The sequence below is a fragment of the Microbacterium sp. W4I4 genome, from assembly GCF_030816235.1.
Taxonomy (GTDB): domain Bacteria; phylum Actinomycetota; class Actinomycetes; order Actinomycetales; family Microbacteriaceae; genus Microbacterium.
Genome location: NZ_JAUSXT010000001.1, coordinates 2307096 through 2324205, shown reverse-complemented (window position 1 = coordinate 2324205; position 17110 = coordinate 2307096). Strand labels below are relative to the sequence as shown.

Annotated in this window: 14 protein-coding genes; 5 read left to right on the top strand and 9 right to left on the bottom strand. The window is 68.4% G+C overall.

Annotated features, from left to right (window positions below; translation table 11 throughout):
- Positions 1-38: 38 nt before the first annotated feature.
- From QF046_RS10905 to QF046_RS10890, 4 genes are read left to right on the top strand one after another with little or no spacing between them, the layout of a single operon-like run.
- Entirely contained in the window at positions 39-1634 is a 1596-nt protein-coding gene (locus QF046_RS10905) for an ABC transporter substrate-binding protein (protein WP_307369632.1), read from the top strand.
- Between the two features lie 40 nt (positions 1635-1674).
- Positions 1675-2709, top strand: coding sequence for an ABC transporter permease (locus QF046_RS10900; protein WP_307369630.1), 1035 nt, complete (start codon positions 1675-1677; stop codon positions 2707-2709).
- Complete coding sequence (locus tag QF046_RS10895; protein WP_307369628.1) at positions 2706-3503, top strand: ABC transporter permease; 798 nt, start codon at positions 2706-2708, stop codon at positions 3501-3503. The genes QF046_RS10900 and QF046_RS10895 overlap by 4 nt, the downstream gene beginning before the upstream one ends.
- Positions 3500-5170, top strand: a complete 1671-nt coding sequence (locus QF046_RS10890; protein ID WP_307369625.1) for an ABC transporter ATP-binding protein — start codon at positions 3500-3502, stop codon at positions 5168-5170. Before QF046_RS10895 ends, QF046_RS10890 begins: the two co-directional genes overlap by 4 nt.
- Positions 5171-5266: 96 nt before the next feature.
- Here QF046_RS10890 and QF046_RS10885 read toward each other — a convergent pair whose 3' ends face one another.
- The 4 genes from QF046_RS10885 to uidB form a co-directional block, all read right to left on the bottom strand.
- Entirely contained in the window at positions 5267-5971 is a 705-nt protein-coding gene (locus QF046_RS10885; RefSeq protein WP_307369623.1) for an SGNH/GDSL hydrolase family protein, read from the bottom strand.
- Between the two features lie 168 nt (positions 5972-6139).
- Positions 6140-6679, bottom strand: coding sequence for a gluconokinase (locus QF046_RS10880; protein ID WP_307369621.1), 540 nt, complete (start codon positions 6677-6679; stop codon positions 6140-6142).
- Between the two features lie 8 nt (positions 6680-6687).
- Positions 6688-7926 carry a D-mannonate dehydratase ManD gene (gene manD / locus QF046_RS10875; RefSeq protein ID WP_307369618.1) on the bottom strand — a complete coding sequence of 413 codons (1239 nt, stop codon included), beginning with the start codon at positions 7924-7926 and terminating at the stop codon, positions 6688-6690.
- A 46-nt stretch (positions 7927-7972) separates the two neighbouring features.
- On the bottom strand, positions 7973-9433 hold the full coding sequence (gene uidB, locus QF046_RS10870; RefSeq protein WP_307369616.1) for a glucuronide transporter: 1461 nt from the start codon (positions 9431-9433) through the stop codon (positions 7973-7975).
- A 241-nt stretch (positions 9434-9674) separates the two neighbouring features.
- Here uidB and QF046_RS10865 point away from each other — a divergent pair, with 241 nt between their 5' ends.
- Positions 9675-10532 (top strand): sugar phosphate isomerase/epimerase, encoded by an 858-nt coding sequence (locus QF046_RS10865; protein ID WP_307369614.1) that lies wholly within the window; start codon positions 9675-9677, stop codon positions 10530-10532.
- Positions 10533-10676: 144 nt separating this feature from the next.
- On the opposite strand, the gene QF046_RS10860 is transcribed toward QF046_RS10865, so the two are convergent.
- From QF046_RS10860 to QF046_RS10840, 5 genes are all read right to left on the bottom strand, one after another.
- On the bottom strand, positions 10677-11726 hold the full coding sequence (locus tag QF046_RS10860) for a LacI family DNA-binding transcriptional regulator (RefSeq protein ID WP_307369612.1): 1050 nt from the start codon (positions 11724-11726) through the stop codon (positions 10677-10679).
- 59 nt (positions 11727-11785) lie between these two features.
- Positions 11786-12697, bottom strand: coding sequence for an ATP-binding cassette domain-containing protein (locus tag QF046_RS10855; protein ID WP_307369610.1), 912 nt, complete (start codon positions 12695-12697; stop codon positions 11786-11788).
- Positions 12694-14493: a dipeptide/oligopeptide/nickel ABC transporter permease/ATP-binding protein gene (locus QF046_RS10850; protein WP_307369608.1), complete on the bottom strand. Its 1800-nt coding sequence runs from the start codon at positions 14491-14493 to the stop codon at positions 12694-12696. Before QF046_RS10850 ends, QF046_RS10855 begins: the two co-directional genes overlap by 4 nt.
- Positions 14490-15431: an ABC transporter permease gene (locus QF046_RS10845; protein WP_307369605.1), complete on the bottom strand. Its 942-nt coding sequence runs from the start codon at positions 15429-15431 to the stop codon at positions 14490-14492. Before QF046_RS10845 ends, QF046_RS10850 begins: the two co-directional genes overlap by 4 nt.
- A gap of 67 nt (positions 15432-15498) precedes the next feature.
- Complete coding sequence (locus QF046_RS10840) at positions 15499-17034, bottom strand: ABC transporter substrate-binding protein (RefSeq protein ID WP_307369603.1); 1536 nt, start codon at positions 17032-17034, stop codon at positions 15499-15501.
- Positions 17035-17110: the final 76 nt, after the last annotated feature.

Below are 17110 nucleotides of genomic sequence, written 5' to 3'. Positions count from 1 at the left end.
CGCAGCACCTGTTGGACTCTGAGAGGAAGATCGTGAACATGTCACCACGACACGCATCCGCACGCTGGGTCGCCGCCATCGGTGCCGCCGCCATCGGCGTCGGCCTGCTGGCCGGCTGCACGACCACCGGAGGGGGAGACACAGGCGGCGAGGCGAAGGACGAGCTGTACATCGCCGTCCAGGACGACCCGGTATGCCTGGACCCGCAGCAGGTGACACTCACCACCGCACTGAACATCGGTCGTCAGCTGGTCGACTCCCTCGTCGATCAGGACCCCGAGACCGGCGAGATCGTCCCCTGGGTGGCCAAGAGCTACGAGGCGAACGACAACCTCACGGAGTTCACCTTCACGCTGCGCGACGACGTGACCTTCAGCGACGACAGCCCGCTGACCGCGGAGACCGTCAAGGCGAACTTCGACGCGCTGGCCGCTCTCGGCAGCACGGCAGCGCTCGCCTCGCAGTACCTGGCCGGCTACCAGGGCACCGAGGTCGTGGACGCCTCGACCGTGAAGGTCGGCTTCGCCGAGCCGAATGCCCAGTTCCTGCAGGGGGCGAGCACCATCACCCTCGGCCTGCTCTCCGACGCGACCGTCGCCATGACCGCGGAGCAGCGCTGCCAGACGCCCGTCGGATCCGGACCCTTCGTGCTCGACACCTACACCTCCAACGACTCCGTCGTGCTCACCGCCCGCAAGGGCTACGAGTGGGGCTCCGAGCTGCGCACCGTCAAGGGCGACGCGGCGATCAAGACGGTCACCTTCGCGGTCACCCCCGAGCCCGGTGTGCGCACCGGCGGTCTGCAGACCGGCGAGTTCGACATGATCCTCGACCTGCCCGCGGCGGATGAGAAGCGCTTCGGCACGGACGAGTTCACGATCTACGCGCGCGCCAACCCCGGCATCCCGCACTCGCTCGTGCCGAACACCGATCGCCCGATCGTGTCGGACCCCGCCGTGCGCAAGGCGATGATCCTCGCCACCGACCGTGCCGAGATCTCGGAGCTGACCGGGTCCAGCAAGGTTCCGCCGGCCGGCGGCGTGCTCAGCTCGGCGACCCCGTCGTTCCTCTCTCAGAAGGATGCTCTGGCGTACGACCTGAAGGGCGCCGAGAAGATCCTCGACGACGCGGGCTGGACCGAGGGATCCGACGGCGTTCGCGAGAAGGACGGCAAGAAGCTCAGCGTCGCAGTGACCGCCTTCTACGGACAGGACGTGCTCGAGGCCACCCAGGCGCAGCTCGCCAAGGCCGGCATCGAGCTGAAGATCAACATGGTCACGGCCGGAGACTTCTTCGGTGCGGTCGCGTCGAAGGACTTCGACTTCCTCGGCGCAGGCCTCACCCGCACCGACCCCGACGTGCTGCGGGTCATGTTCTCCACCGCATCCGCCGCCCGCTGGGCCGTGGTCAGCGACCCGGAGCTCGAGACGCAGCTCGCCACGCAGGCCGAGACGGCCGACCCGGCCGCCCGCGCCGGCATCCTAGAAGACGCGCAGAAGCGCATCATCGACGACGCCTTCCTGGTTCCGCTGCTCGAAGTGGCTCAGGTGCACGCATCGCAGCAGGGCGTCTCCGGCGTCGAGTTCGACTCCTCGTCGCGGATCATCCTCCACGACGTGACCGTCAAGGGCTGAGCCGGCCGCCGCAGGAAGGGATCGGAATGGGAACGACCACATGAGCGCCGTACTCCGCGTACTGGGCTACATCGGCCCGAAGCTCGCACAGTTCGTCTTCGTCGTGCTGGCGACGTACACGGTCGTGTTCCTTCTGATCACCTTCCTGCCCGGCGACCCGCTGCTCGCGGCGCTGGCCAGCAAGAGCGGCGGCGACACCATCGTCGACCCCGAGGCACTGGAGAAGCTGCGCCAGCAGTACGGGCTGGCGGGGACTCCCTGGGACCAGTACTGGCACCGACTCGGGATGCTGTTCGCCGGCGATCTCGGCGTCTCGATCGCCACGGGTCGGCCGGTGGGCGACATGATCGCCCGCACGCTGCCGAACTCGGTGGAGATCGCCGGAATCGCGCTGGTCATCGCGATCGTGATCGCCGCGGTCTTCGCCTTCCTCGCCTTCCTCGCCCCGTTCCGGTGGCTGCGCAACCTGCTGCTGCAGATCCCGCCCTTCGGCGTCGCGATCCCCGCGTTCCTCACCGGTCTGCTGCTGATCAGCTTCTTCTCCTTCACCCTCGGCTGGCTGCCCTCGTCGGGCAGTCGTCAGCCGGGCAGCGCGATCCTCCCCGCCGTCACCCTCGCGCTGCCCGTCGCGGCGATCCTGTTCCAGGTGTTCTCGGCCGCGATCTTCGAGGCGCAGGCCAGCCAGCACGTGTTCACCGCCGTGGCGAAGGGCGTCCCGCCGCGGCGCATCTTCACCGCGCACCTGCTGCGCAACGCGCTGCTGCCCACCATCACCATCCTGGGTCTGACCATCGGCTACCTCGCCGCGGGAACCGCCGTGGTCGAGACGGTGTTCTCCCGAGACGGGATCGGACGGATGACGGTGAACGCCGTGCTCGCGCGGGACATCAACGTCATCCAGGGCATCGTGCTGATGATCGCGGCGGTGTACGCGGCGGTCAACCTCATCGTCGATCTCGCCTACGGCGTCATCGATCCCCGCACGCGTCGTTCCGGGCGGGCCGGGAGTTCCGGGCGGGCCGGGCGCAACCGACGTCCGCGCCCGCAGGCCGCGACGCAGGAGGTGCCCGCATGAGACTGCTCCGCCAGCCCGGATTCGTCCTCAGCCTGATCGTGCTGGCGGTGGTCGCGACGGCCATCGTCGCCCCGTCGCTGCTCGCCACCCACGATCCGTTCGCCTCGGTCCCCAAGGAGCGGCTGCTGCCGCCCAGTGCCGAGCACCTGTTCGGCACCGACAACCTCGGTCGGGACGTGTACTCGCGGGTCGTGCACGGCGCGGCGCTGTCGATCGTCTCGGCGGCACTGGCCGTGCTCGTCGGCGTCGTCATCGGCGGGCTGGTCGGCCTCACCTCCGGCTTCCTCGGCGGGCCGGTCGATTTCGCCGTCATGCGCGTCGTCGACGTGCTGGTCGCGATCCCCGGCATCCTGCTCGCCCTGATCGTCGTCGCGAGCCTCGGTTTCGGCCCGATCTCGATCGGGCTCGGTGTGGGCCTCGGCGCCGCCGGCAGCTTCGCCCGCGTGATGCGGTCGCAGGTGATCAAGGTGCGCGGCGCCGAGTACGTCGAGGCCGCGCGCACGCTCGGCGCCCGGATGCCGGCCGTGATCTTCCGGCACGTGCTGCCCAACGCCGCCCGCCCGGTCATCGCCTTCGCCGCCCTCGAGCTGGGCACGGCGATCCTCGGCGTCTCCGCGCTCACCTTCCTCGGGTTCGGTGCGCCGCCGCCCGCACCGGAGTGGGGTGCGCTGTCATCGGCAGGACGCGACTTCATCGCCTCGCAGCCGTGGCTGAGCATCATTCCGGGCCTGGTGATCCTCGCGGTCGTGCTGGCCGTGAACCGTGTGGCGCGAGCGATCGGAGGCGAGCGATGAGCGAAGCGCTGTTGACCGTGGAGGGGCTGCGCGTCGAGTACAGCACCCGTGGCCGCTGGTCGGAGGTCGTGCACGGCATCTCGTTCGACGTGCAGCCGGGCAAGGTCGTCGCACTCGTGGGCGAGTCCGGATCGGGCAAGTCCACGGTGTCGCAGGCGCTCATCCGCCGCCTGCCCGAGAACGGGCGGATCACCGAGGGGGCCATCCGCTTCGCCGGGAACGACCTCGTCAAGCTGCCCGAGCGCGCGCTGCGCAAGCTCCGCGGCGCGCAGATCGGGTTCGTTCCGCAGGATCCCGGCTCCTCGCTCAACCCCCTCATGCGCGTGGGGGAGCAGATCGCCGAGACGCTGCGCATCCACAGGCGGATGCCGCGGGCCGCCGCAGCCGCGCGGGCCATCGAGATCCTCGACGAGGTCGGCATTCCGCAGCCGGCGCTGCGCGCCGCCCAGTACCCGCACGAGTTGTCCGGTGGGCTGCGCCAGCGCGCCCTGATCGGCATCGCGTGGGCGTGCGGCCCGCAGTTCGTGATCGCCGATGAGCCCACCAGTGCACTGGACGTGACCGTGCAGCGGCACGTGCTCGATCAGCTCGACGACCTCGTCGAGCAGCACGGCACCGCGGTGCTGCTGATCACGCACGACCTGGCCGTCGCCGCCGACCGCGCAGACGAGATCATCGTGATGTACCGCGGCGAGATCGTCGAGCGCGGGGTGACGGCGGACGTTCTGAATGCGCCGGCCCACGAGTACACCCGGCGACTCGTCGCCGCGGCTCCCGGGCTGCGCGAAGGGCGCCTCGCCCCGCAGGTGCGCGATGCGGCTTCGCGCTCCGACGAGGGCGCGCTGTTCGCAACCTTCCGAGAGCGCGTGGCGGCTGACCGGACGGATGCCGACAGCATCCTCGAAGTGCGCGGGATCTCCAAGAGCTACGGCGTGCGCGGCGGCTCCTTCCTCGCCGCGGACGACGTGTCGTTCGCCGTGCCGCGGGGCAGGACCCTCTCGATCGTCGGCGAGTCCGGATCGGGCAAGACGACCAGCGCGCGGATCGCCGCGCGGCTGGTGCAGCCGGATGCCGGCACGATCCTGCTGGACGGCGAGGACATCACCCGCGCCGGCGGTGAGGCGATGCGGCAGCTGCGCCGTCGGATGCAGGTCGTCTACCAGAACCCGTTCGGGTCGCTGGATCCGCGGATGACGGTGGAGCGGATCGTCGCCGAGCCGCTGCGGTCCTTTCGCATCGGCGACCGGCGCAGTCAGCGCGAGCTGGTGCGGGAACTGCTGAACCGGGTGCAGCTGGACCCCGACCTCGCGGCGCGAAGGCCGGGCGAGCTGTCCGGCGGGCAGCGGCAGCGCGTGGCGATCGCCAGAGCCCTCGCCCTCGGGCCCGATCTGCTCATCCTCGACGAGCCGGTGTCGGCGCTGGACGTCGCGGTGCAGGAGCAGATCCTGCAGCTGCTCGTCGATCTGCAGGCCGAGTTCCGGTTGAGCTACCTGTTCATCTCGCACGACCTGGGTGTGGTGCGCCAGATCTCGGACCGCATCGACGTCATGCAGAAGGGACGGGTCGTCGAGAGCGGCGACGCCGCCGAGGTTCTGGAGCGCCCGTCGAACGAGTACACCCGTGAGCTGATCGCCGCGATCCCCGGACGGATCGCGACCGCGGACTGAGGGTTCGGTCGGCGGCGCCCCGGTTCGCGGGGCGCAACGCGCCGCGTCGCGCGGGCGGATGCCGCGAGTCGTGACCTGCGAAGGCGGGGACCGGGCTCAGTGCGCGAGCAGCAGCTGCCCGCGCAGGCCCGCGAGCACCCGGTCGCGCACCGGCTCCGCCTCCAGCCCGAGGGCCTCGGCCAGGCCGAGCGCGAGCACGGCGTGGCCGGCGGCGTTCGGGTGGAACGGGTCGCCCATCAGTGCCCAGGGCACCTGGTTGACCTTGTCCGCGCCCAGCTCGGAGAAGCGCGCGAACTGGTCGACCAGGATCGTGTCCTGCGCAGCGGCGACGTCTCGGATCGCCTGCACGAACTCGCCGATGCGGGAGCGCTCGGGAGCGTTCAGCGGGTCGATCGTCGGCGGCGTCTGCAGCACGGGGATGGCGCCGAGATCGCGCACGCGCGCGACGAACTCCGTGACGGATGCCGCGAACTCCGACGCCTCGATCGTGCCGAGCGCGCCAGTGGTGGAGCAGTCGTTCGTGCCGATCATCAGCGTCACGACCTGCGGACGCCAGGTCGCGACGCGACGTTCGAAGTCCTCCAGCAGCTGCACGACGCGCCAGCCGCTGATGGCCGTGTTGATCACCACATCCTGTGTGCGCACCAGGTCGCCGCGGATCAGCTCGTGCAGGTGCTCCGCGTAGGTGCGGGCGCCCTGCGTGTGCACGAGCCCGTGGGTGATCGAGTCGCCGGTCAGCACCCAGTTCAGCGGGGTGCCGCCGTCGAGGAGCGCGTGCAGGCTGGTCGCATCAGCAGTCATGGGTTCCATCCTGTCGCATTCCGAGGATCCGGCTGCGACAGGATGGACGACCCACGGCATCCGCACTCGCAGGGCGCAACACGCCGGATCCCGCGTGAGGACGCGGCGTGTTGCGACCCGCGAAGGGGTGAAGAGGCGAAGGGCGAAGTCGCCGCGGACCGGCGCGGATCAGACCCGGGCGCCGACCAGCGACACGATGCGCTCGACCAGCGCCTCGGGCTGGGCGTCGACGATCACGACCAGGCCGGGCTCGCCGACTCCGAGGGGCTCGAGGGTGTCGAGCTGCGAACGCAGCAGCGCGGCCGGCATGAAGTGGTCGGTGCGCGCGGAGACCTGCGACGAGATGCGCTCCGCGTCGGCGGCGAGCATCACGAACCGCGCGTGCGGGGCGTGAGCGATCAGCACCTCGCGGTACGAGCGCTTCAGCGCGGAGCACGCCATCACCGGTGCGACCTCGGCGGCGAGAGCGTCGCCGACGCGATGCAGCCACGGCATCCGATCCTCATCGGTCAGCGGGATCCCTGAGGCCATCTTCGCGACGTTCGCCTCGCCGTGCAGGTCGTCGGCGTCGAGGTACGGCATCCCGAGCCGCTCGCCGAGCAGATGCGCTATCGTGCTCTTGCCGACGCCCGAGACCCCCATCACGACGAGCGGGCCGTGTGATGAGGAGTCCCGGGTCGCAGCATCCGTCACCGGATCACTGGTCATGCAGCTGCTCACCAGTCGTGGACGGTGCCATCGTGCAGGCGGTTGTACGGCAGGTAGGCCTGCTCGTACGGGTACTTGCCCGCAGCGTCGACGTCGAGGTCCACACCGATGCCGGGCTTGTCGCCGGGGTGCAGCAGACCGTTCTGCCAGGTGTACGACTGCTGGAAGACCTGATCGGTCTTCTCACCGTGCTGCATGTACTCCTGGATGCCGAAGTTGTGGATCGCGAGGCCCAGGTGCATCTGCGCGGCCATGCCCACGGGGGAGACGTCGGTGGGGCCGTGGAAGCCCGACTTGATCTGGTACTGCGCGGCGTAGTCGACCGTCTTCTTCAGCGGGCTGATGCCACCCATGTGGGTGACCGCGCCGCGCACGTAGTCGATCAGCTGGTCGCGGATCAGATCCTTGAAGTCCCAGATCGTGTTGAAGATCTCACCGATCGCCAGCGGGGTGGTGGTGTGCTGGCGCACGAGCTTCAGGGCTTCCTGGTTCTCGGCTGGCGTGCAGTCCTCGAGCCAGAACAGGTCGTAGGGCTCCAGCTCCTTGCCGAGCTTGGCGGCCTGCAGCGGCGTCATGCGGTGGTGGCCGTCATGCAGCAGGGGGATCTCGGCGCCGAATTCGTTGCGCACCGCCTCGAAGACGCCGGGAAGGTGACGCAGGTACGCGCGGGTGTCCCAGTCCTCCTCGGTCGGCAGGGCGCCGCGGCGGGCGGGCTCGTGGTCGTAGCGCGCTTCGCCGCCGAAGGTGTCGGCGGACTGCGATGCGATGCCGTAGATGGCCTTCAGGCCGGGAACGCCGGTCTGCACGCGGATGGCGCGGTAGCCCTGCGACTGGTGCTCGCGGATGCTGTCGAACAGCTCGGGCAGCTCCTTGCCCGAGGCGTGCCCGTACGCCAGCAGGCCGGTGCGGGATGCCCCGCCGAGCAGCTGGTACAGCGGCATCCCGGCGGCCTTGGCCTTGATGTCCCACAGCGCCATGTCGACGGCGGCGATCGCGGCCATCGTGACCGGACCGCGGCGCCAGTACGCCGAGCGGTAGAGGAACTGCCAGGTGTCCTCGATGCGGTGCGCGTCGCGGCCGATCATCAGCGGGACGACGTGGTCGGTCAGGTACGAGACCACGGCGAGTTCGCGACCGTTCAGCGTGGCGTCGCCGAGGCCGACGATGCCGTCGTCGGTGGTGAGCTTGAGCGTCACGAAGTTGCGGTCGGGGCTGGTGACGATGACTTCTGCTCTGTCGATGATCATTCTCGGGCTCCTTCTTGAGGTTCGGCGGCGGGGTTCGCGCTGCGGATCAGTCGATCCGCGGAGCGCGGGTGCCGGTTCGGTGCGATTGGAATGCTGCGGTGGACAGGTCCGGTGCGATGGGCTCGGCCGTCGCGGTGCTCTCGCGCCGCTCGGCGATCTCCGAGAGGAGCTCACGATGGCGCTGATCGGTGAGCGGGTAGAAGATCATCACCGCCATGGCCAGTACCGAGCAGATCAGCGGGATGAGACCGGCTCCGGCACGGATGCCGAGTTCGGCGTGCGCGGTCTGCTGCGCCGCACCTGCAGCGTAGCCGCCCCAGGAGAGGGCGAACGCGGCGAGTGCACCACCGACGGCCTGACCGGTCTTGCGGGTGAACGAGAACAGCGCGTAGATGATGCCCTCGGAGCGGACGCCGGTCTTCCACTCGCCGTACTCGACGGTGTCGGCCTCCAGAGCCCAGACCAGCATGTTGACCAGCACCAGACCGAGCTGGGCGATCAGCAGGCCCGTGAAGCCGAGCCAGACCGTCTCGGCGGGGGAGAAGAAGATCAACGCACCGCCGAGGCCCATGATCAGTCCGCCGGCGATGTAGCAGGCGCGCTTGCCCCAGGTGCGCACGATCAGGGGCAGCACGGCAGCGAGGGCGAAGGTCAGGATGATCTGGGCGATGGACACCACGGCGTACAGCGGCAGCGCGTGCAGCACGTCGCGCAGGTAGTACAGCTGGATGGTGCTCAGCGCGAGCATGCCGGTCAGGAAGATGAACGAGCTCACGCACAGCATCAGCAGCGGGCGGTTGCCCTTGAGCGTGGCGAAGCTCTGCTTCATGGTGACGTGCTGAACGGAGCGGGCGACCTTCTCCTTCGCGGTGAAGGCCGTGAACATGTACAGGGCGGTGCCGACGACCACGAAGCCCAGGGTCATGAAGGTGAACATGGCCTGCAGGTCGGCGCCGGGGACGATGAGCGGTGCGACGAAGATGCCGAGACCGGCGCCGACGATCATGGCGCCGATGGTGCGGGCGCTGGCGAGCTTCGCGCGCTCACCGGCATCCTGGGTCATCGCGCCGGCCAGCGAGCCGTACGGGATGTTGACCAGGCTGTACGCGAGGCCGAGCGCGGCGTAGGTGAGGTAGGCGTACAGCAGCATGCCGCTCTCGCCGATCTGCGGGATGCTGAAGGCGGCGGCCGAGAGCAGCAGCAGCGGCACGGAGCCGAACATGATGAACGGGCGGAACTTGCCGAAGCGCTTGCTGAACGTCTTGTCGACGATGCGGCCAGCGAAGACGTCGGCGAACGCGTCGAAGATGCGGACCACGAGCAGCAGGGTGCCGGCGGCGGCGGCCGAGATGCCGGCGACATCGGTGTAGTACACGAGCAGGAACATCGTCGCGGTCGTGAACGCGAGGTTGTTCGCGGCGTCGCCGGCGCCGTAGCCGATGATGCTCAGCTTGCTGAGGCGGCGGGCTCCCGTGGTGGGGGTGGCCGTGGTGCTCGGCTGGTTCATGGAGCCTTCCCTTCGCATCGTTGCGGTGCGCGTCATTGCCGGGGTGGATTGTCTGACACAGTAAATCACGTTCGCCCGTTTTTGGCAAGCGATTGCCAAAAACGCGAGCGGGATTGGTGCGGATGCCAGGACAGGCATGGGCAACCGGTTGCCATATCGCGGGGTGCGTGTCAGACTGGAAACGCCTGAAGCAGGCGCATCTTCGTCGGCCGGGAAGGTCGACTCCAACGAAGGAGACACAGTGACGAAAATCGGCGTCCAGGCCATGATGCTCAAGGACAGCTTCGCCGAGACAGGCGCGTTCGAGACGCTCAGGAAGATCACCGACATCGGCTACCACGCCGTCGAGATCTCCCAGATCCCGATGACCGTCGACAATGTCGACGACCTCGTCCGGGCCCGCGACGAGCTCGGGATGGACATCGCATCCCTCTCGACCGGGCTGCGGTCGACCGGCATGCCCATCGACACGCTCACCGAGGACTACGACAAGATCGTGGCTGACTGCAGGCGGCTGGACACCACCATGGTTCGCATCGGGATGCTCCCGTTCGATGCGATGGCCTCGCTCGAGAAGGTGCTCGCCTTCGCGGATGAGACCAACGAGTACGCGAAGCGCCTCGCCGACGACGGCATCCGCCTGTACTACCACAACCACCACATCGAGTTCGCGAAGTACGACGGCAAGCTGCTGCTCGACATCATCGCCGATCGGGCACCGCAGGTCGGCCTCGAGCTCGACGTGCACTGGATCCAGCGCGGCGGCAAGGATCCGGTCGCCACCATCCGCAAGTACAGCGACCGCGTCGCGATGATCCACCTGAAGGATTACCGCATCGGGCAGCTGCCCGCAGACGCATTCACCGCGCTCGAGGCCGGCGACTTCAAGACGTTCATGGCCGCGTTCACCGGTGTCGTGCAGTTCGCCGAGGTCGGCGAGGGCAACCTGGAGTTCGGCGCCATCATCGACGAAGCCGTCGCCAGCGACGCCGAGTACCTGCTCGTCGAGCAGGATGACCTGTACGGTCGCGACGTCTTCGACTGCCTGCAGACGTCCTACGACAACCTGGTCGCACTCGGAAAGAGCGACCTGTTCTGACCCCGGCCGGCTCACCTGTCGGCTCAGAAGACGGATGTCGGCTCAGATCAGTGATCTGAGCCGACATCCGTCGTTTGTGCCGACATCCGTCGCCGACAGTGCAGATGCGTCAGAGCGGATGCCGGGGCACGCGGCGCTGGTGGATCAGGACTGGCGCGCAGGTCCCGTGGACCCGCGGATGATGAGCTCGGTCTCCAGGCCGTGCTCCGGCGCGGTCTCCGCAGACGCGCCGGCATCCGCACCCACCAGCTCGAGCGCGCGCAGGACGGCGAGCTCGCCCGCCTCGGCGAGCGGTGAGCGCACCGTGGTGAGCGGCGGCGAGGTGAAATCCGAGCCGAAGCTGTCGTCGAATCCGACGATGCTGAAGCGCCCGGGAACGGAGATGCCCTGTTCGCCTGCGGCGCGCAGCAGCCCGATCGCCATCAGGTCGTTGTACGCGATGATCGCCGTGGCCGGTGAAGCGATCACGCGCGACAGGGTGGCGTGCCCACCGTCCAGGGTCGGTTGGTTCGGCCCGGCGGATGCGATCGACATCCCCCGCGCCAGGGCGCCCTTCTGCAGGGCATCCCACCGTCTGCCGCTGATCCACGAGCCCTTCGGGCCATCCAGGAAGAGCAGGGTGCGGTGCCCGAGCATCTCCAGGTGCGCGAGCGCCTGATCGACGCCGGGCTCCAGGTCCGGCGTGATGCTGGCGACCCCGGGGATCGTCCGGTTCAGCACGACCAGTGGCTTCGCCTCGGCCAGCGCCACGATCTGCGGATCCGCCAGGCGGGAAGTGCCCAGGATCAGCGCGTCGACGGCGGGCTGGATGCGCTGCGCGGAGCGCGCCTCGACCTCGCCCGACTCCTGCGACTCGCTCACGACCAGGGTGTAGCCGTTCGCCGTCGCGGCCTTCTCGGCACCGCGGACGATGCCGAAGATCACCGGGTTCGTGATGTCCGCGATCAGCAGACCGAGCGTGTTCGTGCGTCCGGTCGGAAGAGCGCGCGCCATCGGGTTGAGCCGGTACTTGAGCTCCTTGGCGGCCGCGTGGATCTTCGCCTCGGTGTTGACGTTGATGCGCCCGGGCTGGCTTAGCGCGCGCGAGACCGTGGAGGGATTCACCCCGGCGAGCCTGGCGACGTCGTAGATGGTCGGCGCGGATCCCGCCCGCCTTCTGCGCACCGGCGCGGCGCCCGCATTGTCAGCTGCCACGCTGATGCTCCTTCCTGCTCGGGGAGGTCGCAGGGGAAGCGATTCCCCGACGCCTCGATCTACCGTAATACACTGCGGACCGTGCCCGTCGGGGCTTCTGTCGGGCGGTAGCCGCTCTCGCCCGCCGTCTCCGCTGCAAGGCGGCGTCGTTCGGCTCGGCGCTGCTGCTGCCGATCGGGATCGGGCACCGGGGAGGCGAGCAGCAGCTTCTGCGTGTACGGATGACGTGGATCGCCGGTGACCTGGGCGGCATCGCCCTGCTCGACGATCTCTCCGCGGTACATCACCGCGACCCGATGGCTGATGTGGCGGACCACATCCAGGTCGTGGGAGATGAACAGGTACGAGACGCCGGTGTCGCGCTGGATCTGCAGGAACAGATCGAGCACGGTGGCTTGCGTCGTCAGGTCGAGGGCCGAGACCGGCTCGTCGCAGACGATGAGCTTGGGCGACAGGGCGAGCGCACGCGCGATCGCCACGCGCTGACGCTGGCCGCCGGAGAACTCGCGGGGCTGACGGCGCAGCGCGTCCGTCGGCAGGTTCACCTGGTCGAGGAGCTCCTTGACCCGCGAGCGGGACTGGGACTTTCCGATGCCCTGGATGCCGAGCGGCTCCGCGAGGATGTCGCCGACCTCCATCGCCGGGTTCAGCGAGGTGTACGGGTCCTGGAACACCACCTGCAGGTCGCGACTGAGCTTCTGCCGCTGTCTGCGTGTGGCGTGACTGATGTCCTTGCCCTCGAACGAGATCGACCCGCCGCTGACGGGGGCGAGACCGAGCACGGCCCGCCCCAGCGTCGTCTTGCCTGACCCGGACTCTCCCACCAGGCCGAGCGTCTCGCCCTGTCCGATGGAGATGGAGATGTCGGTGAGAGCGCGGAACGGCTGGGCGCGGAAGCCCTTGCCCGGGTATTCGACGACGAGCGCATCGACGTCGAGCAGTGCGCCTTCGGCGCGTGTCGCTTCGGTCATGACTGCGACCCTCCTTCTGCGGTCACCAGCATCTTCATCGGCTCCTTGCCCTCGAGCATCGAGGACAGCAGCTTGATCGTGTACGGATCCTTCGGGTTGCGCAGCACCTCGCGCACGTCGCCGCTCTCGACGAGGCGGCCGTTCTGCATGACGACCACACGGTCGCACAGGTCGGCGACGACGCCGAAGTTGTGGGTGACGAGGATGACGCCCACGCCGAGCCGCATCTGCAGGTCGCGGATGAGGTCGAGGACTTCGGCCTGCACCGTGACGTCGAGAGCCGTGGTCGGCTCGTCGGCGATGATGAGGTCGGGCTCGCAGCTGATCGCACCGGCGATCAGCACGCGCTGGGCCATTCCGCCCGACACCTCGTGCGGGTAGGCGGCGAAGGTGCGCTCCGGGCTCACGATGCCGACATCGGCCAGCAGCTTCAGCGCCCGCTTGCGCGCCTCCGACCTGCTGATGCCGAGCACTCGCACCATCGGCGCCACGAGCTGGGAGCCGATCGTGTACGCCGGGTCGAGGTTCGACATCGGCTCCTGCGGGATGTACGAGATGCGCTTGCCGCGCAGCAGGCTCAGTCGCGACTGGTCGACGGTCACGTCGCCAGGTGCGACGGTGTACTCGCCGTCGAATCTGATCGCGCCCGAGACGATGCGCGCCTCCGGCGGGAGGAGCCCGAGGATCGAGAACGCGGTCTGCGACTTGCCCGAACCGGACTCGCCGACGATGCCGAGGACCTCGCCCCGATCGACCGTGAACGAGACGTCTCGCACGACCTCCTTGACGACGCCGCCGGCCTGCGGGTACCCGACGGCCAGGTTCGAGACCGACACCAGGTGGTCGCCTTCCGGCTCGACGAGCTCGGTGCGGCGGGCCACGTCGGCCTTGGCGCCCTTGGGCGCCCTGATCTTCTCGCGATCCTCGAGCGCGTCGCGCACGGCGTTGCCGAGCAGCACCAGCGCACCGATGGCGAGGCCCATGGCGAGGGCAGGCCAGACCAGCAGCAGCGGGTTCAGGTAGACGTTCTTGAACCCCTCGGCGAGCATTACGCCCCAGGTCGCGACCGCGGGGTCGCCGAGCCCGAGGAACTCGAGCCCGGACTGGACGGCGATCGCGACACCGCAGACGATCGCCGTCTGGATGATGATCGGCGCGCGCACCACCGAGAAGATGTGGCGGGAGATGATCCGGCTGTCGCTCAGACCCGAGACGCGCGCGGCGTCGACGTAGAGCTCGTTGCGCACCGACTGCACCGCGGTGCGCGTCAGCCGGAAGTATCCGGGGCTGATCAGGATGCCGAATGCGATCATCGAGATCCACACCGAGGGCCCGAACGCCGCGCGGATGGTGAGCAGCAGGATGATGCCGGGGATCGCCATCAGCACGTTGACGACCCAGTTCGACACCGAGTCGAAGAACCCGGAGTAGTACCCGGCGATCAGGCCCGAGGGCAGACCGAGTACGATCGCCACCGCGGCGCACAGCAGAGCCGACAGCAGTGTCGTCTGCGTGCCGAGCACGAGCCGACTGAACGTGTCGCGTCCGGCGCTGTCGGTGCCCAGCAGGTTCACGGCATCCGGCGAGGCCAGCGTCTTGCCGATGTTCGCGAAGTTCGCGTCGAACGGTGCGATCAGCTGCGCGAACACGGCGACGAGGACCAGGACGGTGAGGATGACGAGCGCGACGAGCCCCATGGGGTTGCGCAGGATGCGCTTGAAGACGTGCGTGCGGGCGATCGTCGCCTGCGACGCGTTGATCTGGACGGATGCCTCTGCGGCGGCCGATTCGCTCATGAGACACGCACCTTCGGGTTGAGCCATCCGTTCGCGAGATCCACGAGCAGGTTCACGATGATGACGATGATCACGGTGTAGAGCACGACGCCCATCACCAGCGGGGTGTCGCCGAGTGTGGTCGACTGCACGGCGAGTGCGCCCATGCCGGGCAGGGCGAAGATCTGCTCGATGATGACCACACCGCCGAGCATTCCGATGAAGCGCAGGCTGAGGACGGTGAGCCCGGCCGGTGCAGCGCTGCGCAGGACGTGCTTGAAGAGGATGACCGGCTCCGGGATGCCGCGACTGCGGAGGGTGCGGACGTAGTCCTTCTCGAGCTGCGCGATCACTGCGCTGCGGATCTGCTGCGCGCTGCTGGTGAGGCCGTTCAGGACGATCGCGATCACGGGAAGGGTGAGCGATGCGATCCACGCGGCATCGAGGAGGCCGGGCTGGATGCTGCTGGTCGCGGGGAACCATCCGAGCTGGATGGCGAAGATCGTGACCAGCGCAATCGCGAGCACGAACTCGGGGATCGCCTCGCCGATGACGGCGGCGACCTGCACGACGCGGTCGATCCAGCCGCGCTGGACTGCGGCGGCGATCCCGATGAGCGTGGCGATGATCGCGATGCCGATGATGGAGACGATCACGAGGGTGAGGGTGACCGGCAGTCGCAGCGCGAGTGACTGCGCGACGGGCTGGTTGGTGATCCACGCGGTTCCGAGATCGCCGGTGACCGCCCGCCCGGCCCACTGCAGGAACCGGGAGAACAGCGGCTGGTCGAGACCGAGTTCGTGCTCCTTCGCGACGATCTGGTCCTGGGTGGCGAACTCGCCGAGGATGTTGCGCGCGATGTTGCTGCTGGAGAAGTAGAGGAGGAAGAAGGTCGCCACCGAGATGGCGATCAGCACGGTGACGCCCGCCAGGAGGCGTTTGAGGATGAAGGTCAACATGTCATTTCGATCCGTTGGTTGAGTCCGGGATCGTGGGGGGAGGCGGCGGCCTCCCCCCACGCCGCCGTCAGGATGCCGGCGTGTAGTTGTACAGGTTCGGGACGGCCTGCTGAACCTGCGGAACGACCGTGACCTTCTTGGGGTTGGTGTAGTACAGCTGGTTCACTCGGTAGAACGGTGCGAACCACGCCTCGTCGGTGACGTACTGGTTCACCTTCTGGGCGAGCTTGCCGCTCTCCTCACCACCGGTCTGGACGGCGTCGATGTCCGCCTGCAGCCCGGGATCGGTGGTCTTGAACGGGTTGTACGCGGCATCCGTCGTGATCATCTGACGGATCGCGACCCAGGGCTCGCCCTGGAAGATGCTGAACCACGCCACCGGGAACTTGCCCGCGATGATGTCGGACACGTAGGTCGCCTGAGGCGAGGTGGCGAGGTCGACGGTGATGCCCACGTCGGCCAACTGCTGCTTGACCATTGCCAGGATGCTCTCGGTTCCCGGAAGCATCGGAAGGCTGATGGTGAAGCCGTCGGGGTAGCCGGCATCGGCCAGCAGCTGCTTCGCCTTCGCCGGGTCGTAGGGATAGGCGTCGTCGAGTGCGGGGATGTACGCGTCGGTGGTCTTGCCGAAGACCTGCGCGGTGGCCTCGCCCTCGCCGTGCTGGAGCTCCTCGAGCATGGTCTTGCGGTCGAGCGCGTAGTTGATCGCCTGGCGCACGCGGACGTCCTCGAGTTCCGGGGCGACGGCGCCGCCGCGGTCGAAGAGCAGCAGACCCTGCCAGTCGACGGGGTAGGCGGTCTTCTTCAGGCCCGCCTTGTCCGCCTGCTGGGTCGTCGTGGGGTCGAGCAGCACGGCGTCGACCTGGCCGGACACTGCGGCGTTCGCGCGCGCGGTGGTGTCGGTGAGAATCTTGAAGACGACCTTGCCGTACTTCTGCAGGTCCTTGTTCCAGTACTTGTCGTTCTTCGTGAACGTGAACTGCGAACCGTTCACCGAGCTCGCGGGGTCGAGCACGTAGGGGCCCGATCCGATCGGGGCGGTCTTGATGCCGTCCGAGCCCAGGGCCTTCGGGCTGCCCATCAGGCCGGGTGCCTGGCTGAGGTAGTAGGTCATCGCCGGGTCGGCGGCGGAGAGGGTGATGTCGATCGTGTCCTCGTCGACCACGGCGACGGACTCGACGGACTTCGCCTGGTTCGCGTCGGGGCCGTTCGCCTCGAGGAAGTGGTCGAGGTTGGCCTTGGCCGCCTCGGCGTCGAACTTCGCGCCGTCCGAGAACGTCACGTCGTCGCGCAGATCCACCGTCAGAACGGTGTTGTCGGCGTTGTACTTCCACTCGGTCGCCAGCATCGGCGACAGCGTGCCGTCCGGCTCGCGCAGGATGAGGGTGTCGTACGCCGCCTGGTAGATCGGCATCTGGTGGCCGAGGTGCGCCTGGGCGGGATCGAACGAGGTGATGTTCGACACGGAGCCGAGGGTCAGGGTGGCGCCTGCGGCGCCCGACCCTCCGCTGTTCGCATTGCCGGACTGGCCGGCGCAGCCGGACAGGATCAAGGTCGCTGCCGTGACCAATGTCACGGAGGCGACTAGGGGACGAAACTTCATTGTTCTCTCCTTGGAGGATGCTCGTCTGTGAGGGACGCAATCGGTTGCCAGGATGGCTGCAGAAGATTGCTTGGAT